Annotated in this window: 22 protein-coding genes; 10 read left to right on the forward strand and 12 right to left on the reverse strand. The window is 72.5% G+C overall.

Going from position 1 to position 23,190, the window contains the following annotated elements; all coding sequences use genetic code 11:
• Nucleotides 1-20 precede the first annotated feature (20 nt).
• A complete protein-coding gene (locus tag ABD437_RS40925) occupies nucleotides 21-662 on the forward strand; it encodes a TetR/AcrR family transcriptional regulator (RefSeq protein WP_344654379.1) in 642 nt (213 codons plus the stop codon).
• Nucleotides 663-670: 8 nt separating this feature from the next.
• Here the strand turns inward: ABD437_RS40925 and ABD437_RS40930 are convergent, their stop codons facing one another.
• From ABD437_RS40930 to ABD437_RS40945, 4 genes are read right to left on the reverse strand one after another with little or no spacing between them, the layout of a single operon-like run.
• On the reverse strand, nucleotides 671-1,663 hold the full coding sequence (locus ABD437_RS40930) for an ABC transporter ATP-binding protein (protein ID WP_344654731.1): 993 nt from the start codon (nucleotides 1,661-1,663) through the stop codon (nucleotides 671-673).
• The gene (locus tag ABD437_RS40935; protein ID WP_344654380.1) at nucleotides 1,663-2,421 is read right to left on the reverse strand and encodes an ABC transporter permease; all 759 of its coding nucleotides are present in this window, start codon (nucleotides 2,419-2,421) and stop codon (nucleotides 1,663-1,665) included. Before ABD437_RS40935 ends, ABD437_RS40930 begins: the two co-directional genes overlap by 1 nt.
• Nucleotides 2,418-3,260, reverse strand: coding sequence for an ABC transporter permease (locus ABD437_RS40940; RefSeq protein WP_344654381.1), 843 nt, complete (start codon nucleotides 3,258-3,260; stop codon nucleotides 2,418-2,420). The genes ABD437_RS40935 and ABD437_RS40940 overlap by 4 nt, the downstream gene beginning before the upstream one ends.
• Nucleotides 3,260-4,369 carry a polyamine ABC transporter substrate-binding protein gene (locus ABD437_RS40945; RefSeq protein WP_344654382.1) on the reverse strand — a complete coding sequence of 370 codons (1,110 nt, stop codon included), beginning with the start codon at nucleotides 4,367-4,369 and terminating at the stop codon, nucleotides 3,260-3,262. Before ABD437_RS40945 ends, ABD437_RS40940 begins: the two co-directional genes overlap by 1 nt.
• A 139-nt stretch (nucleotides 4,370-4,508) precedes the next feature.
• Between ABD437_RS40945 and ABD437_RS40950 the strand changes: the two genes are divergently transcribed.
• The 3 genes from ABD437_RS40950 to ABD437_RS40960 are packed head-to-tail and all read left to right on the forward strand — an operon-like array spanning nucleotide 4,509 to nucleotide 7,774.
• The gene (locus tag ABD437_RS40950; RefSeq protein ID WP_344654383.1) at nucleotides 4,509-5,675 is read left to right on the forward strand and encodes a hypothetical protein; all 1,167 of its coding nucleotides are present in this window, start codon (nucleotides 4,509-4,511) and stop codon (nucleotides 5,673-5,675) included.
• Complete coding sequence (locus tag ABD437_RS40955; protein ID WP_344654384.1) at nucleotides 5,668-6,630, forward strand: SIS domain-containing protein; 963 nt, start codon at nucleotides 5,668-5,670, stop codon at nucleotides 6,628-6,630. Before ABD437_RS40950 ends, ABD437_RS40955 begins: the two co-directional genes overlap by 8 nt.
• A 13-nt stretch (nucleotides 6,631-6,643) precedes the next feature.
• Nucleotides 6,644-7,774 (forward strand): PucR family transcriptional regulator, encoded by a 1,131-nt coding sequence (locus ABD437_RS40960; protein WP_344654385.1) that lies wholly within the window; start codon nucleotides 6,644-6,646, stop codon nucleotides 7,772-7,774.
• On the opposite strand, the gene ABD437_RS40965 is transcribed toward ABD437_RS40960, so the two are convergent.
• Nucleotides 7,771-8,715, reverse strand: a complete 945-nt coding sequence (locus tag ABD437_RS40965; RefSeq protein WP_344654386.1) for an alpha/beta hydrolase — start codon at nucleotides 8,713-8,715, stop codon at nucleotides 7,771-7,773. The two genes, ABD437_RS40960 and ABD437_RS40965, sit on opposite strands and share 4 nt — an antisense overlap.
• Before the next feature lie 125 nt (nucleotides 8,716-8,840).
• Here ABD437_RS40965 and ABD437_RS40970 point away from each other — a divergent pair, with 125 nt between their 5' ends.
• Nucleotides 8,841-9,767 carry a pirin family protein gene (locus ABD437_RS40970; RefSeq protein ID WP_344654387.1) on the forward strand — a complete coding sequence of 309 codons (927 nt, stop codon included), beginning with the start codon at nucleotides 8,841-8,843 and terminating at the stop codon, nucleotides 9,765-9,767.
• On the opposite strand, the gene ABD437_RS40975 is transcribed toward ABD437_RS40970, so the two are convergent.
• Nucleotides 9,764-11,380: a carboxylesterase/lipase family protein gene (locus tag ABD437_RS40975; RefSeq protein WP_344654388.1), complete on the reverse strand. Its 1,617-nt coding sequence runs from the start codon at nucleotides 11,378-11,380 to the stop codon at nucleotides 9,764-9,766. The genes ABD437_RS40970 and ABD437_RS40975 overlap by 4 nt on opposite strands.
• An 81-nt stretch (nucleotides 11,381-11,461) precedes the next feature.
• Complete coding sequence (locus tag ABD437_RS40980) at nucleotides 11,462-12,982, reverse strand: CYTH and CHAD domain-containing protein (protein WP_344654389.1); 1,521 nt, start codon at nucleotides 12,980-12,982, stop codon at nucleotides 11,462-11,464.
• A 211-nt stretch (nucleotides 12,983-13,193) separates the two neighbouring features.
• Between ABD437_RS40980 and ABD437_RS40985 the strand changes: the two genes are divergently transcribed.
• Nucleotides 13,194-14,294, forward strand: a complete 1,101-nt coding sequence (locus tag ABD437_RS40985; RefSeq protein WP_344654390.1) for a lytic polysaccharide monooxygenase — start codon at nucleotides 13,194-13,196, stop codon at nucleotides 14,292-14,294.
• Here ABD437_RS40985 and ABD437_RS40990 read toward each other — a convergent pair.
• Entirely contained in the window at nucleotides 14,284-15,804 is a 1,521-nt protein-coding gene (locus ABD437_RS40990; protein ID WP_344654391.1) for a diguanylate cyclase domain-containing protein, read from the reverse strand. The genes ABD437_RS40985 and ABD437_RS40990 overlap by 11 nt on opposite strands.
• A 145-nt stretch (nucleotides 15,805-15,949) precedes the next feature.
• On the opposite strand from ABD437_RS40990, the gene ABD437_RS40995 reads away from it, so the two are divergent.
• From ABD437_RS40995 to def, 3 genes are read left to right on the forward strand one after another with little or no spacing between them, the layout of a single operon-like run.
• Nucleotides 15,950-16,534, forward strand: coding sequence for a QsdR family transcriptional regulator (locus ABD437_RS40995; RefSeq protein WP_344654392.1), 585 nt, complete (start codon nucleotides 15,950-15,952; stop codon nucleotides 16,532-16,534).
• Between the two features lie 27 nt (nucleotides 16,535-16,561).
• On the forward strand, nucleotides 16,562-17,065 hold the full coding sequence (locus ABD437_RS41000; RefSeq protein WP_344654393.1) for a winged helix-turn-helix domain-containing protein: 504 nt from the start codon (nucleotides 16,562-16,564) through the stop codon (nucleotides 17,063-17,065).
• On the forward strand, nucleotides 17,062-17,619 hold the full coding sequence (gene def / locus ABD437_RS41005) for a peptide deformylase (RefSeq protein ID WP_344654394.1): 558 nt from the start codon (nucleotides 17,062-17,064) through the stop codon (nucleotides 17,617-17,619). The genes ABD437_RS41000 and def overlap by 4 nt, the downstream gene beginning before the upstream one ends.
• 12 nt (nucleotides 17,620-17,631) lie before the next feature.
• Here def and ABD437_RS41010 read toward each other — a convergent pair whose 3' ends face one another.
• Together ABD437_RS41010 and ABD437_RS41015 are read right to left on the reverse strand one after the other, a co-directional pair.
• A complete protein-coding gene (locus ABD437_RS41010; protein ID WP_344654395.1) occupies nucleotides 17,632-18,219 on the reverse strand; it encodes a TMEM165/GDT1 family protein in 588 nt (195 codons plus the stop codon).
• A gap of 245 nt (nucleotides 18,220-18,464) precedes the next feature.
• On the reverse strand, nucleotides 18,465-20,357 hold the full coding sequence (locus ABD437_RS41015; RefSeq protein WP_344654396.1) for an acyltransferase family protein: 1,893 nt from the start codon (nucleotides 20,355-20,357) through the stop codon (nucleotides 18,465-18,467).
• Nucleotides 20,358-20,835: 478 nt separating this feature from the next.
• On the opposite strand from ABD437_RS41015, the gene ABD437_RS41020 reads away from it, so the two are divergent.
• Entirely contained in the window at nucleotides 20,836-21,894 is a 1,059-nt protein-coding gene (locus ABD437_RS41020; protein WP_344654397.1) for an LCP family protein, read from the forward strand.
• Here the strand turns inward: ABD437_RS41020 and ABD437_RS41025 are convergent.
• Nucleotides 21,887-22,282: an STAS domain-containing protein gene (locus ABD437_RS41025; RefSeq protein ID WP_344654398.1), complete on the reverse strand. Its 396-nt coding sequence runs from the start codon at nucleotides 22,280-22,282 to the stop codon at nucleotides 21,887-21,889. The two genes, ABD437_RS41020 and ABD437_RS41025, sit on opposite strands and share 8 nt — an antisense overlap.
• Nucleotides 22,279-23,190 (reverse strand): SpoIIE family protein phosphatase (locus ABD437_RS41030; protein ID WP_344654399.1); only part of this gene is annotated, 912 nt, incomplete at its 5' end. The genes ABD437_RS41025 and ABD437_RS41030, both read right to left, overlap by 4 nt.

Raw genomic sequence — 23,190 nt, forward strand, 5'->3', positions numbered from 1 at the left:
TGCTCTGTAAGGGGTGCTTGATGGCCGGACGCAAGCCCCGTTCCGAGCGTCGTCACGACTTGATCGAGGCGGCTCGCCGCGCGATGGTGAGGCACGGCGCGGAGAGCGTCCACCTCAACCAGATCGCCGAGGAGGCCGGCCTCACGTCCGGGGCGGTGCTCTACCACTACCCCGACATCTCGGAGCTGCTGATCGACGCCCACCACGCGGGCATGGAACGGTTCTACGAGCTGCGGGTCAAAGCCATCGAGGCGCTCGACGACCCGGTCGAGCGGCTCCTCGTGACGATCCGGTCCGGGCTGCCCACCGGTTCCGACGACGCCGACGTGCGTCTGCTGTGCGAACTCGGCGGGGCGGCCGGGCGCAGCCGGGTCTACGCGGCCCTGCTGACCACGTTGTTCGACCGGCAGGTGTCGATGTACCAGGGCATCCTCGAGGCGGGGGTGGCCCGGGGCGTGTTCACCGCGGCTCCGGGCGGAACCACGGTGGTGGCACGCAACCTGGTGGCGCTGGAGGACGCGTACGGGTACCGGATCGTGGCCAGGCACCCCACGATCGGGTACGCCGAGGCGGTGGACCTGATCGTCGACTACGCCCGGCTGGCCACCGGCAACCCGCTGGCTGATCCGCCCAAGCGCACCACCCGCCGCCGCCGCGCCTGACCGCGAGCTCACGCGGGCACCAGCACCGCGTCCTCGGGCGCCCAGCTCACCCGCACCTCGTCCCCGACCGACACCGTCGGGGCACCGGGGCGGGTCGCGAGGATCGGCTCGGCGAGACCGTCCACTCCGACGGCGATCCGCGACGACCCGCCGTGGAACACCGTGTCCAACACGGTCCCGGTCAACGTCCCCGCACCGTCGCCCACCCGTACGTTCTCCGGACGCACCGTGAGCAACGACGTGGTGCCCGCCGGAACGAGCCCGAGCCTCACCGCGGTCTCGGCCGGGAGAATGTTGTTCGAGCCGACGAACCCGGCCACGAACCGGTCGGCGGGCCGCGCGTACAGCTCCACCGGCGGCGCCACCTGCCGGACCGTGCCCGCCTCCAGCACCGCGATGCGGTCGGCCAGCGACATGGCCTCCTCCTGGTCGTGGGTGACCACGACGAATGTGATGCCGACCTCGTGCTGCAGACGCTTCAGCTCGATCTGCATCTCGGCGCGCACCTGGCGGTCGAGCGCGGAGAGCGGCTCGTCGAGCAGCAGGAGCCGGGGGCGTTTCACGATCGCGCGGGCCAGGGCCACCCGCTGGCGCTGACCGCCGGACAGCTGGTGGGGACGTCGGTTCGCGACCGCCCCCAAGCCGACGGTATCGAGGACCTCTGACACCCGGCGCCGGATCTCGGCCTTCGGGAGGCCCTCGCGCGCCAGGCCGTACCCGATGTTCTTCTCCACGCTCAGGTGCGGGAACAGCGCGTAGGACTGGAACATCAGGTTGATCGGCCGCTTGTTCGGGGGCACGCCCAGGAGGTCCGAGCCGTCGAGCGTCACCGTGCCCGAGTCGGGCGCCTCGAACCCGGCGATGATCCGCAGCAGCGTGGTCTTGCCGCACCCGCTGGGGCCGAGCAGCGCGAAGAACTCGCCGGACGCGATCTCCAGCGAGACGTCGTCGAGCGCTCGGACCTCGCCGAAACTGCGTGACACACCGGTGATTGACAGCATCATCGTCCTAGGGAGTCGGTCAGGCGGCTCAGGCGCTGCGCGGCCAGCACCACCGTGAAGCTCACCGCGAGCAGCACCGTGGCCAGCGCGTTGATCTCCGGCGTCACACCGAAGCGCATCATCGAGTAGATGACGATCGGCAGCGTGGGCTGGCTCGGGCCGGCGGTGAAGAACGCGATCACGAACTCGTCGATCGAGAGCGTGAACGCCAGCAGGGACCCGGCCGCGATCCCGGGGCCGAGCGACGGCAGCGTGATGCGCAGGAACGTGGTCACCGCGCCGGCGCCGAGGTCGCGGGACGCCTCCTCCAGCGCCCCGTCGACCTGGTGCAGCCGGGCGCGCACGACCGCGGTGACGAACGCCGTGCCGAACAGCAGGTGCGCGAGCAGCACCGAGTGCAGGCCGAGCGTCGCCTGGAGCAGCGACCAGAACGCCAGCAGACCGATCGCCAGCACGATGTCCGGCAGCACGGCGGGGGCGAGCGCCAGCGCGTCGAGCATCCGGGAGCGGGTGTACCGGGCGAGCCCGACCGCGAGCAGCGTGCCGAGCACGGCGGCCAGCGCGGTCGATCCGGCCGCGACGATCAGCGTGTTGATCAGGCCCTGGCGGATCTGCTCGTCGTGCAGCAGTTCGCCGTACCAGCGGCCGCTCACCCCGTCGAGCGAGTACGGACTGTCCGAGGCGTTGAACGACATCACCACGAGTACGACGATCGGCGCGTACAGAAAGGCCAGTACGACGCCCAGCGCAGCCTTCACGAGGCCCTCCGTCGGTTCGCCCACGACTGTGCGACCAGCAGCACGACCAGGAACGCGAGCAGCGTGAGCGCGAGCGTGGCCCCGAACGGCCAGTCGCGCGCTTTGAGGAACTGGTCGCGGACCAGGTTGCCGACCATCACCGTGCGGCCGCCGCCGAGCAGCTCGGGCACGATGAAGTTGCCGAGGCTGGGCACGAACACGAAGATGCTGCCGGTGATCGCGCCCGGGAGCGTCAGCGGGAGCGTGACCTTCCGGAACGTGGTGAACCGGCCCGCACCGAGGTCGACCGACGCCTCCGTCAACGACGGGTCGAGGCGCTCGATCGAGGAGTAGAGCGGCAGGATCATCAGCGGCAGGTACGCGTAGAGCAGGCCCGCGACCACCGCCGGCGTCGTGTAGAGCATCTCCAGCGGCTCGTCGATGACGCCGATGCCGGTGAGCGTCTTGTTCACCACGCCCTGCGTGGACAGCAGCACGATCCACGCGTACGTGCGTACCAGGAAGTTCGTCCAGAACGGCAGCACCACGAGCACGAGCGCGACGGTTCGCCAGCGGCGGGGCAGGCGGGCGATCGCGTACGCGGCCGGGTAGCCGAGCAGCAGCGCGAGCACGGTGGTGGCGAACGCGATCACCAGCGAATCGGTGAGCACCTGCAGGTAGATCTCGTCGGCCAGGCGGCTGAAGTTCTCGACCGTGGCCTCGTGGACGATGCCGCCGAAGCGCCCGCGCCGGAAGAACGCGTAGCTGAGCACGAGCGCGAGCGGCACCAGCAGGAACACCGCGAGGTAGGCGATGCCCGGGCCGAGGAACACGGCCCGGGCCAGCCAGGAACGCCTCACTACTTGGCCGCCGTGACCTCGGTGGCGATCCGCGTGTACGTCGTCGCGGCCTCGCCCAGGTCGATGTAGCCCTCCTGCTTGAGCAGGTCGGCCGGGGTCATCGCGAGGTGCGGGTAGCTCGTGACCAGCGCCGGGTCGAGCGTCTTCATCGCGGCCTCGTTCGGCACCTTGTACAGGATGTTCTGCGCGGCCCAGGCGTGGTTCGGCGCCTCGAGGATGTAGTTGACGAACGCGTGCGCGGCTTCCTTGTTCTTCGACGACTTGAGGATCACCATCGTGTCGACCCAGACGTCGCTGCCCTCCTTGGGCACGACGAACTTGATGTTCGGCTGGTCGGTCGGGCACCAGCCGTCCCACGACTCCACCAGCGCCGCCTCGCCGGACTTCAGGCGGTCGCCGAACGTCGTGTCGTCGTAGGCCAGCAGGTTCTTCTTCGCCTCGACCAGTGACGTCTTGACCTTGTCCATCTCGGCCTCGTCCGTGGTGTTGGCCGAGAACCCGAGCGACTTCTGCGCGGGCAGCATCAGCCAGCGCTCGGTGGCCATCATCGTGACCTTCTTGCGCAGCGCCGGCTTCGGCGACAGCAGGTCGTTCCAGCTGTCCGGCGTGTAGCCGGTGAGGTCGGTGCGGTAGCAGAGCCCGGTCGTGCCCCAGGTGTAGGGCACCGAGAAGTAGTTGCCCTTGTCGTAGGCGAGCTCGGTGGCCTGCGGGTAGAGGTTCTTCAGGTTCGGCACCAGGTCGGTGTGGATCGGCTCGAGCAGGCCCTGCTCGTTGAGCGCCTGGGCGAACTGGCCGGACACGAACGCGACGTCGATGCCGCTGTCGCCGCCCGCGGTCAGCTTCGCCATGACCTCTTCGTTGGTGGCGTGCTTGGTGACCGTGACGGCCGGGCCGACCGCGGCTTTGAACTTGGCCGGTAAGTCCTCCGGCATGTAGCCGTCCCAGTTCGAGACGGTGAGCTTCTGGGCCGACAGGTCGGCCGAGGGGTCGAGGCTGGCCGGGGCGGCAGCGCCTTCGGAGTCGCCACCACCGCAGGCTGCGACGGCGACCAAGGCGGCCGCGCTCAGCGCCACGGCCGACTGGCGTCGGAACCGTCCGAGTCGGGACACCGGCTCTCTCCCTTGCATCCGAGGCTGAATGGTTCGGAAGTGTTGCACTGACCGTCAGCCTGGACAAGACTCCAACTGGGTTCTTGAGCAGGACAGTTACGCAGAATTTTCAATCCGGATTCAAATCGGGGGTGCGGCGGTGTCGAGTTGGGCCGCGGTCGGGCTGTCGCGGGAGCCCGCCCCGTCGCCGGGGTCGTCGGCCGCGTTGGTGGCGGCGCTGGCCTCGGGTGATCCCGCGCCGGCGCCGTTCGTCGTGCGTCGGCTCGCGCCGGTTCCCGCGGTGTCCGGGGAGCGTCCGATCACCGCCGACCAGACGAACGTGTCGGTGGTCGTCGGCGAGCGCCTGGTGGTGAAGTGGCTGCTCCGGCCGGAGCGGCGCCCGCCGGTGCTCACGCACCTGGCGTCGGTCGGTTTCGCCGCGACCGCGCGCCCGTACGCGACGGTCTCGGCCCCGGTGGGCGACGCGGACGTGCTGCTCGCGCTCGTCGTCGACTATCTGCCCGACGCGACCGACGGCTACGGCTGGTGCGTCGACGCCGCCCTGGCCGGGCGCGAGGTCGGCGGGGTGCTGGGGGCGCTGGTCGGAGGGCTGCACACCGCGTTCGCGACCCCGTCGGAGGTGTTCCCCTCCCCGCGCGGCGAGGCCGGCCCGGCGGAGATCGCGGGCTGGGCCGCACGGGCGGAGGCGGCCGTCGACGAGGCGGTCGCGGCGATCGGGACCGCGGACGTCGGGGACCCGTTGCCCGCCGACACCCCGAACGACGGGCCGACCGCCGACCCGGCCGTCGGCCTCCGCGAGGACCGGCGCTGGCTCTCCGAGCACGCCGCCCGGCTGCGCGCGGCCGTCGGCGCGCTGCGCCGCGTCGAGGCGCCGTCCCCGGTGCAGCCGATCCACGGTGACCTGCACGTCGGCCAGGTCCTCCGCTGGCGCGACGGCTACGCGGTGGTGGACTTCGACGGCAACCCCACTGTGCCGCGGTCGGGTGCCGCAACGCCGGAACCCGTCGCCCGTGACGTCGCCCAGATGCTGTGCAGCATCGACCACGTCGGCCGGATCGCCGACCGGCGCACCGCGGGCGCCCGCGGCGACGAGCTCGCGGCCTGGATCCGGGCGGCCCGGGCCGGGTTCCTCACCGCCTACCGCGCCACCCCGGCCGGCGACACGCTCGACGACCGGCTGCTCGCGGCCTTCGAGGTCGAGCAGGAGTGCCGCGAGCTGATCTACGCCGCCCGTTTCCTCCCCCGTTGGCGCTACGCCCCGATGGCCACCCTCCGCGCGATGTTCCCCAGGAGCCCGAGTGACTGACCAAGCCGCGAAATTCCTCGCCGACCTCGAGCGGAAACCCGCCGCACTGGGCGCGCTCGCCGACGCGCTGAGCGGGGCGAACCCGTGGCGCGGCCTGCCGAGCGGGGTCCGCCGGGTGGTGTTCACCGGGATGGGCAGCTCCCGGTACGCCGCCCGGGTCGCCGCGCTGCGCCTGCGCCGCCGGGGGGTGGACGCGGTCGCCGAGTACGCCTCCGCCGGGGCCACGTACCCGCCGGGCGAGGGCACGGTCGTGGTGCCGATCTCGGCCACCGGCGGCAGCCGCGAGACCCTCGACGCGGTGGACGCCTACGCCGGCCGCGCGTTCGTCGCCGCTCTCGTGAACGACCCGGGCTCGAAACTGGCGGCCACCGAAGGGCTGGTGGTGCCGATGCTCGCCGGGGTCGAGGAGAGCGGCGTCGCCTGCCGGACGTTCCAGCACACGCTGATCCAGCTGCGTGCTCTGGAGGCCCACCTCACCGGCGACGACGTCGACCTCGCCGGGCTGACGCGCCGGGCCGCGGACGCCACGTCCGACCTGCTCGATCGCCGCGACGAGTGGCTGCCCGGAGCGCTCGGCCTCCTCGACGGGCCCGACGGCGTCCGGACGATCGCGCCGATCGACCGGATCTCGTCGGCCGACCAGTCCGCGTTGATGGTGCGCGAGGGGCCGCGCCGCCCGGCGGACGCCTGCGAGACCGGCGACTGGGCCCACGTCGACGTGTACCTGACGAAGACGCTGGACTACCGCGCGCTGCTGTTCCCGGGCTCGCGCTACGACGACCAGGCGATGGAGTGGGTACGCGAGCGGGGCTCGACCGTGCTCGCGGTGGGGGCCGACGTCGACGGCGCGGCCGGGTCGATCCGGTACCGCGGCGACGACGACCCGGACGTCCGGGTGCTGGTCGAGGTGCTGATCGCGGAACTCGTCGCGGCTTCCTGGTGGCTCGACGCGTAGCTATCCTCCGGTCATGAAGGGCTTGCTGCTGCGGTTGTCCGCGCTCGACGCCGACGCCGAGGCAGCGGTGCGGGTGATCGCGTACTTCGACGCGCTGGTCGAGCACCGGGCCACGCCGGCCGCGCTGGTGCGTGCCACCGCCGGCCTGGCCGAGTGCCCGTGCGGCCTGGAGCGGCCCGACGGCCCGGTGCTGCGCTACGACGCCGACGGCGAACCGGCCACCGCGCGCGGAGCGGCGTCCGGCGAGATCGACTTCGGCGGCGGGCGGCTGTGGCTGGAACGGCCGGGCGGCCCGGCGCCGCTGGACGAACTCGTCCTGGAGCGTGCGTCGCTCGCCGCGCGGGTGCTGCTGGTGGCCCCGGCGCGGGCCGGTGCGCCCCACCTGGCCGACCCGGCGCTGGTGGAGCTGGTGCTCTCCGACCGCGAGGCCGCGGCCGACCGCACCCGCGCGCTGCGGCTGCTCGGGCTGGAACCGGACCGGCCGGTGCGTGTGGTCGCGGTGACCGACGAGCGCGGCCGCGATCCCGGCGCCGAGGCGGTGGCGCTCGTCGCGCGGGGGCGCCCGGTGCGGTCGGTGCGGGTCGCGGTCATCGGCGGGGTCGCCGCCGTGCTCCTCCAGCGCCGCGACGGCTCCGCCTCCCCCGCCGACGACCTGCGTGCCGCGCTGAGCAGCCGGGTGGCCGAGTCCCGGGCCGGGAAGGCCACCGGCAGCGGGATCCGGGTCGGGGTCGGCGGGAACGTCGACGGCCTCGCGGCCGGCACCTCGTGGGAGCAGGCGCGGCTCGCGCTCCGGTTCGCGTCGGCGGCCTGCGCCCCCGCGGAGGCGGTCGTCGACCACGACGAGCTCGGCCCGCTGGCCCTGCTGGCCGACATCCCGACCGCGCGGCTGCGCGACCAGCCCGACGTCCGCGCGCTGGACGCCCACGCCCGCACCGACAGCGGCGCGCTCGACGTCGCCGCGCTGGAGGCGTTCTGCCGGACCGGGTCGCTGCGTCAGGCCGCCGCCACCCTCTACCTGCACCACAGCTCGGTGGCCGCGCGCCTCGCCCACGTCGAGGACGCCCTCGGCTGGCACCTCGACGACCCGCGCGACCGCTTCCGGGCCCAGCTCGCCCTCTGGGCCCGGAAGCTCGCCACCGACTAGAGACGGAGGGCCTTGCGGAGCACGGCCAGCGCCTCGGTGGACTCGCGCTTGGACACCTCGGCCGTCTCCACCAGGGACGAGCCGTGGAACGTGCCCGGGAACAGGTGCAGCTCGACGCTCACCCCGGCCGCCACCAGGGCCAACGCGTAGGCCACGCTCTCGTCGCGCAGCGGGTCGAACTCCATCGCCGAGACGTAGGCCGGCGGCAGGCCACGCAGGTCGGTGGCGCGCGCCGGGGCCGCGTACTGGCTCACGTCCGGCCCGCCGCGCCGGCCGGCCCCGAGGTAGGAGTCCCAGCTCACGATCGCGTTCGGCCGGTTCCAGAGCGGCGTGTCGACGAACTCGGTCATGCTCCGCGTCGCCAGCCGGTCGTCCACCTCGGGCACCCCGAGGTACTGGAACACGAGCGCGGGCCCGCCGCGGTCGCGGCTCAGCAGCGCGAGCGCCGCGGCCAGCCCGCCACCGGCGCTGATGCCGTGCACCGCGATCCGGTCGGCGTCGACGCCCAGTTCGTCGGTGTGGGCCCGCAGCCAGAGCAGACCGGCGTAACAGTCCTCCAGCCCGGCCGGGAACGGGTGCTCCGGCGCGAGCCGGTACTCCACGCTCACCACGACGACGCCGAGCTCCTCGCAGAACCGCCGGTTGGTGGCGTCGTCGATGTCCATCGAGCCGAGGATGAACCCGCCGCCGTGGATGTCGTAGATCGCCGGCACCGGCGCTCCGGTGCGCCCGCGCGGCTCGAAGATCCGCAGCCGGATGTCCGGCGCGCCCTCCGGGCCGGGTACCTCGACGTCGCGGACGTCGACCGGCGACTCGCCGGACGGCGCGGTCAGCGCCAGCATCGACTCGGTCGACGCCCGCACGGCGTCGAGGTTCCGCGCGTCGACGTTCGGCAGCATCGGGATCACCGCGGCTAATTCGGGGTCGAAAGCGTAGGTCACGGCAGGTTCTCCTCGCTGAGACGCAACGGCCCCGGAATCGTGACATCCCCGCAGGCCACCGGTCATCCGACGACTGTCGGGCGTCCCGGCCGCCGAACCCGACGCCGCGACGTACGCTCGGCGGCGTGAGCAACCTCGATCCGGCTCCCGCCGAGGCGACGTGCGGTGGCGAAGCCGCCGGCGCCCCGGCCTCCGAACTGCTGATCGGCCGGGAGGTCGTGCTGGGCGGGCCGCGCGGCATGGCGGTGTCGCGCACGCTGCCCCACAAGCACCGCCGGATGGTCGGCGCGTGGTGCTTCGTCGACCACTACGGGCCCGAGGAAGCCACGATGCGGGTGCCGCCGCACCCCCACACCGGGCTGCAGACGGTCAGCTGGCTGGTGCGCGGCGAGGTGCTGCACCGCGACAGCATCGGCTCCGAGCAGCTGATCCGGCCCGGGCAGCTGAACCTGATGACGGCCGGCGTCGGCATCTCGCACTCCGAGGAGTCACCGGCGACCGTGCTGCACGGCGCCCAGCTGTGGGTGGCGCTCCCGGAGCGCGACGCGCGGACGGCGCCGGCCTTCGAACACCACGCCGACCTACCGGTCGTCCGCACCGGCGACCTGACCGCGACCGTCCTGATGGGAACGTTGTCCGGCGCGACGTCGCCGGCGCGCACCTACACGCCGCTGGTCGGGGCGGAGATCCGGGGCACCGGCACGCTCGAGCTGCGTCCCGACTTCGAGTACGCGGTGCTGGCGTTCGAGGACGGCCCGGTCGTCGACGGCGGAGCGGTGCCCGCCGGTGCGCTGGTCTATCTCGGCACCGGTCGCACCGAGCTCACGTTCGCCGGCACCGGGCGCAGCCTGCTGCTCGGCGGTGAGCCGTTCGACGAGCAGATCGTGATGTGGTGGAACTTCGTCGGCCGCGGCCACGACGAGATCGTGGCCGCCCGCACCGCCTGGGAGGCGCACGAGGGCTTCGGCACCGTCACCGGCTTCGACGGTCCGCCCCTGCACGCCCCCGAGCTGCCCACCACGCCGCTGAAACCGCGTGGGCGCACCCGCTAGGAGCGCAGTGCGAGCTCCGGGTGCTGGGCCCAGAAGTCGCAGTTGTGGTCGGCCGAGAACGACGTCGACGGCAGCGGCTTCGAACCCTCCGGGACCAGGGCCTGCATCCCCGGCCCGAACTTGTCCCACTTCGCCGCCCCACCGGTGTTGGGGTTGCCGTCGATCGCGAAGCTCGTCCAGTACGCCACCATCTCCTTGCTGAGCTTCTGCGCCGTCGGGGGCAGCGCGCCGAGGCGCTTCAGGTCGAACAGGTACGGCAGCTCGGCGGCGTGCGCGGCCTTGAGCGGGTAGGTGCCGATCTTCGGCAGCGGCGCGTTCGGGTCGTTGAACTCGTACGCGTAGACGGTGGTGTGCTTCGCCGCCGACGTGTTCGTCCGCAGCGCCGGGCAGGAGAACGTGGCGTCGGTGATGATCGCGCCGAGCGCGTCGCCGGGCGTGCCGTACTTCGACAGCGGATACCGCTCGATGATCCGCGGGGCCAGGTTCCCGGTCGCCCGGCGCACCGCGGTGGCGTAGAGCTCCGGTCCGACGTTCTGCAGCCCCAGCGAGAGGACGAACAGCCGGCCTTCGTCGTGGTTGGTGCCCTGCAGCAGCGGCACGTCCTTGAACGTCCCGCGGCTGAACGCGGTCTCGATGTCGGTCGGCAGCACCGGCCCGCCGGTCGCCGGAGCGTAGGTGAGACTCGTGCCGCTGACGTTCGACGCCGCGCGGACCTCGGCCACGGACTTGCCGCGCAGGCAGGTGAGCACCGCCGCGCCGGAGCAGCCGAGCTTGGCCGCGAACGTCGCCCCAGTCGTCTCCGCGACCGACTGCGCCGGCCCGCGCAGCGCGCAGCCGCTCTCCGCGATCGCCTTCGCGAACAGCCCGTCGGCCTCCGGGGAGACCAGCTGCGAGCAGACGCTGCCGCCGCCGGCCGACTCCCCGAACAGCGTGACGTTCTTCGCGTCGCCACCGAAGTTCGCGATGTTCTTCTGCACCCAGCGCAGCGCGGCCTGCTGGTCGAGCAGCCCGTAGTTGCCCGACCCGAGCGGCTGCTCCTTGCTCAGCTCGGAGAGCCCCAGGAAGCCGAGCGCACCGAGGCGGTAGTTGATCGTCACGACGATCACGCCGCCCTCGGTGACCAGGCGCCCCGGCCCGTAGTCCGACCCGGCGCCGCTGGTGTAGCTGCCGCCGTGGATCCAGACCATCACCGGCAGCTTGCCGTCGCGTGCCTGCTCCGGCAGGGTCCGGCGGGCCGTGCCGTCGGTCGGCGTGTACACGTTCAGGTACAGACAGTCCTCAGTGGTGCTGCCGTTGCCGGAGTCGCCCCCGCTGACGATGCTGCCCGCCTGGGGGCACGCGGCGCCGGCCTCGGTGGCGGCGCGTTCGCCGCTCCACTTCGCGGCCGGCTCGGGCGGCATCCACCGCCGCGCGCCGACCGGCGGCGCCGCGTAGGGGATACCGAGGAACGACCGGTAACCCGCCTCGTTGGCCCCGCGCACGGTCCCGTTGTCGGTCTTGACGACCTTCGTGGTCAGGTCGACCGACTTCGCGGCCGGTGGGTCGTCCGACTCGCTGGTGCACCCGGCCACCAGGGCGAGTGCGAGCAGGACAGCGAAGAAACGCGACCGCATCTCTGGGGCCTTTCTGAACGCCGGACGACCGGAACTCGGACGGTACCGCTAAGTACCGCCCGGTTCCACCTCGTGGGCTTTTTACCGCAACCGCCGACCGGCGCCGCGGACGGCCCGGCGCACCGCGGGGATCCGCTCCTCGACCGCGTCGGCAAGCGCCTGCTCACCGCGGTGCAGCAGCCCGAACGTGAAGCCGTTCTCCCCGGCCAGGTGCGCCTGCATGCCCAGCTGACGCAGTACCTGGCGCGCCACCACGCTGTCCTGGTGCGCGCCGAGGTCCTCCTGGACGCCCTCCATCGCCGCGGCGAACTTCTTCGCGACCTTGCCCAGCGCCGGCTGGGACGCCTCGGCCGCGTACCGCGCCCGCTTCGCCGACTTCCGCGCTTCGTGCAGCAGGTGGTCGCGCTGCTCGCCCGGCGGCAGCGTGGCCGCGGCGTCGATCTCGCGCGCCACCCGCCGGTGACTGCGACGCAACGTGTTCGGCAGCGCCCGCGCCGCCGGGTCCGCGGCTCCCCGCGTCAGCGGCGGGTTCTCGGCCAGGTCGTCCAGGGCGTCGAGCAGAGCGAAGTAGCGCTTGCTGTTCAACGCCTCGAGCACGCGCTCGCGGGCCTGCGCCTGCTGGTGCGCCAGGTGCCCGGTGACCCGCGCCCGCACCGGGCCCACGACCAGCTCGTCGGGCGTCGCGTCGATCTTGCGGTCCAGGCTCTCGCGCAGCACCTCCAGGTCACGCGCCCCGCCGAGCACGCCGGCCAGCCACTTCAGCTCGTCGCCCACCGCGCGGGTGGCGTCACGGTCCACCACCGACTTGAACGTCCGCAGCGCCGACCGCAGGCGTCGGGTGGCCACCCGCATCTTGTGCACGGAGTCCGGCTCGTCCCGACGCACGCGTGGGTCGTACTCGAGAATCGTCGCGACCTGCTCACGCAGGTGGTCGACGACCACGACACCCACCGACTTCTTCTTGCGACGCGCGGAGCGCCGCGATCGCGCGTCGGGCAACCGGTCGGCCAGCACCCGGGCGAGCTTGGATCCGCTCGCCGAGCGGCGCACCCCGGCGGCCCGCAGCCGCTTCTCCACCGTGTCCAGCAGCTCGGCCCGGCCACCGGCCAGCTCGACCTCGAGCTCCGACCACGACGAGACCGTCGACTCCTGGCCGAGCGTCTGGCCGGCCACCTCGTCGGCGACCACCTCGGCCAGCACCGCCCCGCCGGTGTCGCGCAGCCGGCGGCGGGTCCTGGTGGTCTTGATCCGGGCCACCGGTGCCAGCGCGGCGCCCCGCGTGTACGCGGTGACGAGTGACTTGAGCTCGGCCGGCACGGTCCGGCTCGCCCGGCCGAGCGGCCAGCGGATCTCGTCCCGCCCGTCCGGGCCGGCCGGCAACTTGAGGTGCCAGCCCGCGTCGTCGCCGCCGGTCCGCCGCCGCAGCGTGATCCGGTGGGTCGCCAGCCGCAGGTCGGAGGTGTCGAAGTAGACCGCCTCGAGGTCGAAGACGTCGGCCGCCACGTCCACCTCGACCCCGGGCAGGTCGTCGAGGGGTGGCAGCGCCACGCCCTCCGGCAGCTCGTACTTCCGCTCGATCTCGCGCACCACTGTTTCCGTCACGTCATCACTCCTCTGTGCCGCTCGTTTCAGCCTTTCCCGTCCCGGATCCGGCAAACGCCCGGGCGCGTCGGTGAACTGGTGGCGCGCCGCACACGTCAACCCAAGTGCAGTGGTTGGCAACGCCGGTGAGCAGGGATCAGACACGCGACGCGGGAGCGTTCCGGTGCACTAGCATCAGCCGCGACGGTTGGGTGGGGTGGGACGGGAGTCCATGGACGGGCGAGCGAGGTCGACGAGTTCGATCCAGCCGTCCGCCCGCGGTTCGCACCGCAGGGCGGCGAGGGGCCCCACCGAGCTCACCAGCGACCTCACGAAACTGATCGCCCGCGCGGCCGCGGTAGCGACACCGCCGCCGCCGGCGCCCGCACCCGTGGTCGGGCCCGGCCGGCACCACGCCGACGCACCCCCGCCGCCCGAGGAACCGCCGTCACCGCGGTTCCGCCCCACCCGGCTGCACCTGATCGCGGCCGGTGCGGTGGCGTCCGTCGCGGTCGTCGTCGTCAGCTCGCTGCTGGTGATCTGGCCGTCGGGCGAGGACGCGGCGGGCACGACGACCACGCCGTCGAGCCGCGGTTACACGTGCCGGCCGGGCAACCGGTTCTCCGAGGCCTTCACCGCGTGCCGGGCCGCGGCGAAGGTACGCCCGGCCAACGGCGACGAACCGGCGGTCGGCCTCGGCGACGGCACCGACATCGGCGTCGCCGACGTCGGCGACCGGCACCACGAGGTCATCCCCGACACCCGGTTGTGCAGTGCGGGCCGCGAGCGGTACCGCGGCCTCGACCTGGCCCGCGACGACTGGCCGGTGACCACGCTCAAGAGCCGCGGCAAGGAGACGTTCGTCTACCGCATGGACGGCGAACACGACGGTGTCCTGCGCTTCTACCTCACCAAGGCCGGTTACGACCCCACCGCGCCGCTCACCTGGAACAGCCTCGAGAAGAAGCCGCTCGCCGAGGTGACCGGTAAATCCGGGGCCGACAACTACTACCGGGTGCCGGTCACGCTGCCGGAGCGGTCCGGGCGGCATCTGGTCTACACGATCTGGGAGGACCGCGACAGCGACGCGGCGCTCTACGCCTGCTCGGACGTGATGTTCGGCGCCCCCACCGGCGGCGCCACCACGAACGCGGCCAACACCGCCCCGAGCGCGGCCACCGCGACCAGGGAGTGGGTCGTCGGAGTCGACTACCAGGTGGGCGACCAGGTCGTCCACGACGACGTCACCTACCGGTGCTCGCAGCCGCACCGCTCGGTCCGCGGCTGGGAACCCGAGTCCGCGCCGGCGCTCTGGGACGTCGTCACGCCGTGAACGCCGGGGTGTCGGCCACCGAGTAACCACCGTGGCCGGTGGCCTTCACCCGGTACATCGCCGCGTCGGCCGCGCGCATCAACTCGTCGAGATCACCGCCGCTGCCGTGCTCGGCGAACGCGACCCCGATGCTCGCGCCGACGACGACCGGGTGGCCGTCCGCGGTGATCGGCGTCCGGATCGACTCGACCAGCCGGTCGGCGATCTTGAGCCCCTCGGTGTGGTCGTGCACGCCGGGCAGGATCACCGCGAACTCGTCGCCGCCGAGCCGGCCGACCGTGTCGCTCTGACGCACGCAGCCGACCAGCCGGTTCGCCACCTCGCGCAGCAGCTCGTCACCGGCCTGGTGTCCGTACACGTCGTTGACCTGCTTGAACCCGTCCAAGTCGAGGAGCATGAACGCGACCAGCCGGGCCTTCGACCGGGTGTTGAGCGCCATCCGCAGCCGGTCGTGCACGAGCGCGCGGTTCGGCAGGCCGGTGAGCGAGTCGTGGAACGCCTGCCGGGTGAGCTCCTCGTTGAGCCGGAGCGTCTCCAGTGAGGACGCCACCTGGGTGGCCCAGGTGACCATGCTGGCCCGGATCTCCGCACGCAGCGGACCGTCGGCGCCGATCGACATCGCGCCGAGCCACTTGCCCGCGGTGCGCAGCGGGACCAGGAACACGCCGCCCTGCCGGACGTCCGCGCTGGCCATGCCGTTCAGTTGTGAGCACTCGTCGCCCTCGAGGTAGATCGGCCGGCCCTCGCGGAAGAGCTCGAGCAGCGCGGGCGGCATCCGGTCGTAGTGCACCTCGAGCCCCACCAGGCCCTCGACGCCGTCGCCGTCCGCGGCCCGGATCCGGGTGGTCCAGCCGTCGCCACGCGAGAGCGTGGTGCGGATGCCGTCCCCGTCGCCGGCCAGACCGAGCGCGGTGCGCGTCGCGATCCGGTAGATCGACGAGCGGTCGGTCGCCGCCACGACCGCCGCGGCGCCCTGGGCCAGGATCCGTTCCCGGGCGACCATCCGCTCGTGCTGCTCGAGCGCGTTCTTCAGCACGAACATCAGGAGCGACAGCACGGCGATGGCTCCGCCGAGCGCGGGAGCAGGGCCCTGGAAGTCCGGGGTGAACTCGCGCCGCACCAGCGGAGCGAGCAGGAGCGCGGTCTCCACGTACCCGACGCGCAGGAGCAGGTCCCACTTGTTGCCGTAGAACGCGCGGAAGCAGATCGCGCCGAAGATCAGGTTGACCGCGGCGTCGTTGTCGGCGCTGCAGGCGATCGACGCACCGACGACCACCCATTCGAGGGGCTCGACCAGGCGGGGGAACCGGCCGGCCCGCCAGCGGAGCACCCACCAGACGACGAGCACCACCAGGGCGACGTCGAACAGCGCCCGCTGCGCCGGCGCCAGCAGGTTCGAGCCGGTGACCTGCGCCAGCGGCCCGAGCGCGCAGAACACGGCGTAGAGCAGGAAGACGCCGCGGACGCGGTGCAGGAGCGACCAGCCTCGGATCACCTCGCGGGCGTTCACGTCGCTCCTCGGGCTCGTCGGGTTCCGCGTCAACCCAGCCCATCGGCGCCGGTCAGGGCGGCTTGAGCCAACCGGAAGTCCGATCCGCCGGTGTAACGCACCCACTACGATGGCCCGGGCAGAGCCGACCGACCGGGGAGAACGAGTGGCCGAGCGATCCGCGCCCGTGCTCCAGGCCAAGGGGCCCGCGGATGCCGTCGCACTCGCCAGCCGGGCGTATCTCGACGGCGAACCGGTGGACATGTCGGCGCTCGCGCACCAGCTCGGCATCGGGCGGGCCACCCTCTACCGCTGGGTCGGCAACCGCGAGGAGCTGCTCGGCGTCGTGCTGGCCGAGGCCACCGAGCGCACGTTCCGGGTCGCCGAGCGGGCCGCCCGGTCGGCCGACGGGGCCGGCGGTCCGGAGTACGTGGTCGACGTGATCGCGCGGTTCATGCGTGCCGTGCTCGCCGCGCCCGGCCTCAAGGCACTGACCCAGCGCGAGCCGATGGTGTTCATCCGCCTGGCGACGACACCCGGCGCGATCGAGGACCGGGCGGCGGCGCTGGTCGAGGAGCTCCTGACGCGGGAGTGCGCCACCGGGCGGCTCACGCTCGCGCTCCCGGTGCCCGCGCTCGCGGTCGCGATCGTGCGGGTCTGCGACTTCCACATGTACGCGCACCTGCTCGGCCGCGGAGCGCCCGAGGTGGAGACGGCGTTGGCGATCGTGCGCGTGCTGGTGGGCGCGTGACTTTGCAAAGCTGGTACTTTGCAAAGCGTGGAGGACCATCCGATCCGTGAGGCGCTGCTCGGGCTGCTCGCGAACGGGCCGGTCACGGCCAACCAGGCCGCCCGTGAGCTGGGCGAGAGCTCCGGGTCGTGCTCCTTCCACCTGCGCCAGCTCGCCCGGGCCGGTCTCGTCGAGGAGGCGCCGGTGCTGCCGGGCAGCGGTTCCGGCCGTCGCCGGCCCTGGCGGCTGACCACCGCCGAGCCCGAGTTGACCCCGCTGCTGCGCGAGCTGGAGGACGAGGGTTACCGCCGGTGGATCGCCGGTCGGGACGCCGTCGATCCCCGCTGGCACGCCGACGAGGCCGCCAGCCACGTGCTCTGGCTGACCCCCGCCGAGATGGCCGAGGTCGCGGCCGCGGTCCGGGCCGTCGCCGGCCGCTACGCCCACCGCGAGAACCCGGACGCCCGGCCGGCCGACGCCCGCCCGGTCGCGCTGGTCTCGCGGGTGTTCCCGCTCCTGTCCCCCACCGACCCACCGGAGAAGCCCTCATGACCGTCGTGCTGCCCGAGCGTGGCCCCAGCGGGTTGCTGCCGATCGTGATCACCGGTCAGCCGGTGCTCCACCGCCCGGCCGCGCCGGTCACCGTGTTCGACGCCGGCCTGGCCGAGCTGATCGAGCAGATGACAGCGTCGATGAAGGCCGCGCCGGGCGCCGGCCTGGCCGGGCCGCAGGTCGGGGTCGGCCTGCGGGTGTTCACGTACGACTGCGGTCCGGGCAAGCGCGGGCACGTCGTCAACCCGGTGCTCGAGCGGCTCTCCACCGAGCTCGAGGAGGACCGGGAGGGCTGCCTGTCGATCCCCGGCCTGCGCTACCCGACGCCACGCGCGTCGCGGGTGCGGGTGACCGGCGTCGACGTGGACGGCGCCGACGTCGACGTGGTCGGCGAGGGGTATCTCGCCCGGTGCTTCCAGCACGAGGTCGACCACCTCGACGGCGTGCTCTACGTGGAACGGCTCGGTGGCCGGGTCCGCAAACAGGCGACGAAGGACATCCGCGCGGCGTCCTGGAACGGCAGCGCCTCCCTGGAACCCGGCCTCACCGGCTGACCGCCGGACCGGTCAGGTCAGCTGGGCGATCGCGTCGATCAGGAGCCAGACGCCGAAGACGAAGAACAGCGCGGCGGCGCCGTACTTGATGACCTTCTCCGGCAGGTGCTTACCGAGCTTGCGCCCGACGAGGATCGCGAGCGCGTCGGCGGCCACCATGCCGACGGTGGAGCCGAGCCAGGTGCCGAACCAGCCGTACTGGGTGGCCAGCGTGATCGTGGCGAGCATCGTCTTGTCGCCCAGCTCGGCCAGGAAGAACGCGACCGAGGCGGCGACGATCGCCGACTTGGTGGTCTTCTCGGCCTTCGAGCGCTCCTCGTCGGTGAGGGTGTCGCCGCGGAGCGTCCACGCGCCGAAGATGAGGAACGCGATCGCCGCGACCAGCGCGATCCAGCCGGTCGGCAGCGTCGCGCCGAGCCCGTAACCGACCGCGACCGACACCGCGTGGACGATCGCGGTGGCGATCGTGATGCCGATGAGCACCGGCAGGGCACGGAACTTCGTGGCGAACGTCAACGCCATGAGCTGCGACTTGTCGCCGAGTTCGGCGACGAAGATGACGCCGAAGCTCACGGCCGTGGCCACTAGGAATCCAGTCACGAGACACCTTCCGGTCTTCAGCCGGATCGGGGTGCACGACCTCGACCCGGCGTACACAACGCCTGAGTCGAAGGTCTCGCTCGCCCGTGAAGGCCGCGCGGCCGGAAGCGCCAGCGCTTCAGTATGTCGACCGCGACATTGGGAGCTACTCCCCCTCGCAGCCGAAACGGTATCAGTCCGATCGGGCCCCACCCACACCACCGGACGCGACTCCGCTCACATCTCCACCTGGTGATGGAGCCGGGTCAGCCGAGGGCTCCGGCGTCCACGGCGCGGTGCAGGATCAGCGGGGCCAGCCAGGCGGCGCCGGACGGGGAGAAGTGCAGGCCGTCGGGGCGGGGCCGGCGTCCGCCGACGTCGTCGGTGCAGACCCCGCCGGGGCAGACCAGGTCGGCGACCGAGATGACCGTGACCCGGCCGGGGAACACGGTGGCCATCGACCGGCGCAGCGCGTTGTACTGCTCTTCCCCGGGGTCGCGCAGCTGGTCGCGGCAGGCCTCGGGTGAATTGCCGAGCCGCCGGCAGAGCGACTCGGCCGACGGGATCGGCTCGATCAGCACGACGTGGGCCCGGCCGGCGGTCAACCGCGCCAGCGCGGCGACGAGCTGACTCCGGACGTACGCGAGGTGGGCCGCCGACCTCGGCCGGACGACCACCCCGTCGGGGCGGCGCACCGGCTGGTTCTCCCACCGCGAATGCACCAGGACCAGCGTCGGGTCGAAGTTCGCGACGAGCGCGCGCTGCATCGGGGCCACCACCTCGGGGCACCGCCGTCCCGCGCGGTAGGGCGAACCGTCCGGCTCCACCATCAGCAGCCCGGCGACCGAGCAGGAACTGACCGCGCTGTCGGCGTAACCCCAGCCGTGGGAGTCGGCGACCCGGCGCAGGCCCGGGGCCAGGCTCTTGGCGACCGAGTCACCGGCCGTCGCCAGCCGGATCGCCGACGGCGACGACCCGGCCGCGAGCAGCCGGGGCTCGGCGCCGGGCTCAGCCGGCTCACCCACCAGCGGCGGCGTCGCGCCCATCGTGGCCACGACGACGACGGTGAGCACGGCGGCGACCGCGCCGGACGCGAGCAGGGTGAATCGCCCGTTCGTCCGCGGGCCGCGACGGAGCGGGAGCTCGACCAGGTGATAGGACGCGAGCGCGAGGACGGCGGTGAGCGCGAGCTTCGCGGCGACGCCCACCGCGCCGGACCGCGGTTCCAGCCAGCAGAAGACCGGCCAGTGCCAGAGGTAGAGCGAGTACGAGCGCCGCCCCAGCCAGGGCAGCGGCGCCGCCCGGAGGAGCCGGCCGACGAACCCGTCCGGCGCGACCGCGACCGCTCCCACCAGTACGGTCGCGACCAGCGCCAGGCCGAACCCGGCGCCACGGTAGTACACCGGCGACGAGTCGCTCACCAGCGCGAACGCCACGGCGAGCACGATCAGGGCCGGGAGCGCCAGCCGTCCGAGCAGCCGCACCCACCGGTTCCGGCCCGGGCCGAGCAGGACGATCGCCAGCCCGGCGCCGACGAGCAACGCGTGCACCCGCGTGTCGGTGCCGTAGTACGCCCGCGACGGGTCCGGCGCGTACGAGAACCCCATCCACACCGCGGACGCGCACGCCACCACCAGCGCGACCCCGAGCAGAGCCCGACGCCGACGCACGAACACCGCGAGCACGACCGGCCAGACCAGGTAGAACTGCTCCTCGACCGCCAACGACCACGCGTGACGCAGCGGTGACGGCGGAGCGAACGCGTCGACGTACGACTGCCCCGACACCACGAAGCGCCAGTTCGCCGCCTGCAGCACGGTCCACACGCCGTCCAGACGCAACGGCCCGAGCCGGTCGGGCGTCATCGTGACCGCGCCGACGACCGCCACCACGGCCACCATCACCAGCGCCGCCGGCAGCAGACGCCGGGCCCGCCGGGTCAGGAAGCCCACCAGGTCGACGCGGCCGTCCGCGCCGGCCCGGGTGAGCACCAACGTCGTGATCAGGAACCCCGATAGCGCGAAGAACACGTCGACGCCGAGGAACCCGCCGGGGAGCCAGCCGGCGCCGAGGTGGTAAACGAGCACCGCGAGCACCGCCAGCGCGCGAATGCCGTCCAGACCGGGTTGGTACGAGTAGCCCTCGGTGATGGATTTCACACCGGTATCCGCGTCGATTACCGAGAATTCGCGCTTCGACAAGTGATTTCCGCTGACCGCTGTAACGTTTTGCCGCTTATGCATCGAATTTGAGCCTAGCGAGATCGCACCATTCGCGGCGTCCCGCCCAACTCATCCGTTCCGGCGGGGCCCGCTGGTCCGACCCGCGAGCGGAGCGTGGCGCACCCGAGCGCGCACGGAGACCCGACCGGCAATTAACGCCGATTACAGCTAATTGAGTGGGCTATTTCCCGGGCACAATTCCGCCGCAATTAATCACGCCATCGACGAACGGCGCCGCGTGACACGAACCCGCTGGCAGACGCCGGGCAAACGGTGATTACCGACCCGGTGGCGGGGTAGTCCTAAATTTGTCGTGTCGTGCGCCGACAGTTTCATCGGCGGCTGTATCCGGGTGAACGGCAAGGGGCGTAGCCGAGTGGGCGTGGGCCGGAGGAGCAGCACACCGTGGACCACGGTGGGCCTGATCGTTGGTGTCGCCCTCCTCCTCGTCTCGGTCGGCACGATCGGCGCCGGCTGGGCGATCAGCGAGCGCTACGAGAAGAACATCAAGCGCGCCGACCTGCTCGGCGACGTCCCGATGACCGCACGCACCGACGACACCGGCGCGACGTCCGACCCGGCGGAGAGCGGCATCGTCGGTCCGCTGAACTTCCTCGTGCTCGGTTCCGACACCCGCACCGCCGACCCGACCGTGCAGGCCGACACCGTCGGCGAACGGTCGGACACGATCATGGTCATCCACGTCACCGCGGATCTGCAGAGCGCGTACGTGATCTCGATCCCGCGTGACAGCTACGTGCAGGTGCCCGCGGGCGGTGCCTGGCAGGGCGGCAAGAACAAGATCAACTCCGCGTTCTCGTTCGGCGGCGCCCCGCTCGCGGCCAAGGCCGTCTACGAACTCACCGGCCTGCCGCTCGACGGCGCGGTCGTCATCGACTTCAACGGCGTCCGCACGATGGTGAACGCGGTCGGCGGTGTCCGGGTGTGCACCACGTACACCGTGCGTTCGATCCACACCCAGCGGGTGTGGAAAGCCGGCTGCAACCACATGGGCGGCGACTCCGCGCTGGACTTCATGCGCCAGCGCTACAACGTCCCCGGCAGCGACTTCGGCCGGATCCACAACCAGCAGCTGGTGCTCCAGTCGCTGCTGAGCCGGGCGGTGAGCCGCGGCACGCTCACCAACCCGCTGCGTTTCGACGCGTTCCTCCGCGCCGCCACGAACTCGATCACCGTCGACGACAACATGGACGTGCAGGCGCTGGCGCTCGCGCTGCGGCACCTGCGTCCGGAGAACATGACGTTCGCGACGCTGCCGCACACCAGCGACTCGCTCTGGACCCCGTACGGCACCGCGGTGGCGGTGGACGAGAAGGCCGCGGCCGACCTGTTCGCCGCGGTCAACGAGGACCGGCTCCCCGAGTGGCAGGAGACGCGTTCCGCGCGCACCACGAGCCTGGTTCAGGGCGGCCCGACGCCCGGCGGCGCACCCACGCCGCTACCGGTCAACTGAGCAGCGCGGAGCGGGCCCGGTCGACCGACGTCTCGACCAGGTCGGAGCGGAACGCGCAGAGCGTCAGCGTGAACCGGGCGACGCCGTGTTCGGGCGCCACCAGCCGGATCGTGCTCCCCCGGCTCTCGTAGGCGCCGACCAGGCTGTCCAGGAGCCGCACCCCGGCGCTGTCGAGGAACGTCACCGCGGAGAGGTCGAGCACGACCGCGGGCAGCTCGATGGTGCGGCGCAGGACGGTCTCGCCCAGCGCCGGCGCGGTGCCGAGGTCGATCTCCCCGACGAACGACACCAGCGCCCCGGGAGGTTCGTCCTCGGTCAGCTCCTGGAACGACACGGTCGCCGCGGCCGGTGGTGCGCTCCGGCCCTCCAGTACCTCGTCTCCCGTCACGGCCCCACCCACCTCACCCGACGTGACATCGTCACGGTGGTTCCGGTCGTCGCCCGGTCGACCGTCACCTCGTCCATCAGACGATTCATCAGCATGAGCCCCCGCCCGCGATCCGGTGGCGTCTCCCGAGGCTGCCACAGACCGCCGTCACCGATCGTCACGTCGACGCGCTCATCCACGATCGACGCCGAAATCGTGACCGTTCCGGTGGCCGCCGCGTCCGGGGTGCGGTAACCGTGCTCGATCGCGTTGCCGATCGCCTCCGAGCAGGCCAGCACGATCGCGAACCCGTCGTGCCGGTCGACGTCGGAACCCGTGAGCCAGGCCCGCAGCCGGTTGCGCACACCGGTGAGCTCGGCCAGATCGGCCGGGATCCGCTCCTCGAACGGCGTCGACTCGGCCAGCGACACGGCCAGCAGGCAGACGTCGTCGCGGCCGGCTTCGTCACGCAGCATCGCGTCGGCGATACCGTGCACGATCGCGGTGGCCGACGCGGTGCGGTGGCGCTGCATCTCCTCCCGGAGCAGTTCCAGACCCCGCCAGATCAACCGGCCACGCCGCTCGACCAGCCCGTCGGTGTAGAGCAGCAGGCGGGCCCCCGGCAGCAGCCGGATCTCCGCCTCCGACCGGCCCGGCTGCCCGGAGTACGCGTCGAGCGGAGTCGACCGGCCGTCCCAGAGGTACCGCGCCTCCTCGTCGCCCTGGATGATCAGCGGCGGGAAGTGCCCGGCGCAGGCGTAGCGGACGTGCCCGGTGCGCGGGTTCAGCTCCAGGTACACCAGCGTCGCCATCCGGCCGGCGTCGAACTGACCGACGAACTTGTCGAGCTGGCTGAGCAGCGCCGAGGGCCCCAGGCCGGCCCCGGCCAGCGCCCGGATCGCGCTGCGGATCTGCCCCATCGCGCTGGC

Origin of the sequence: Cryptosporangium japonicum, from assembly GCF_039524755.1 — a bacterium.
In the GTDB taxonomy this organism is placed as follows: domain Bacteria; phylum Actinomycetota; class Actinomycetes; order Mycobacteriales; family Cryptosporangiaceae; genus Cryptosporangium; species Cryptosporangium japonicum.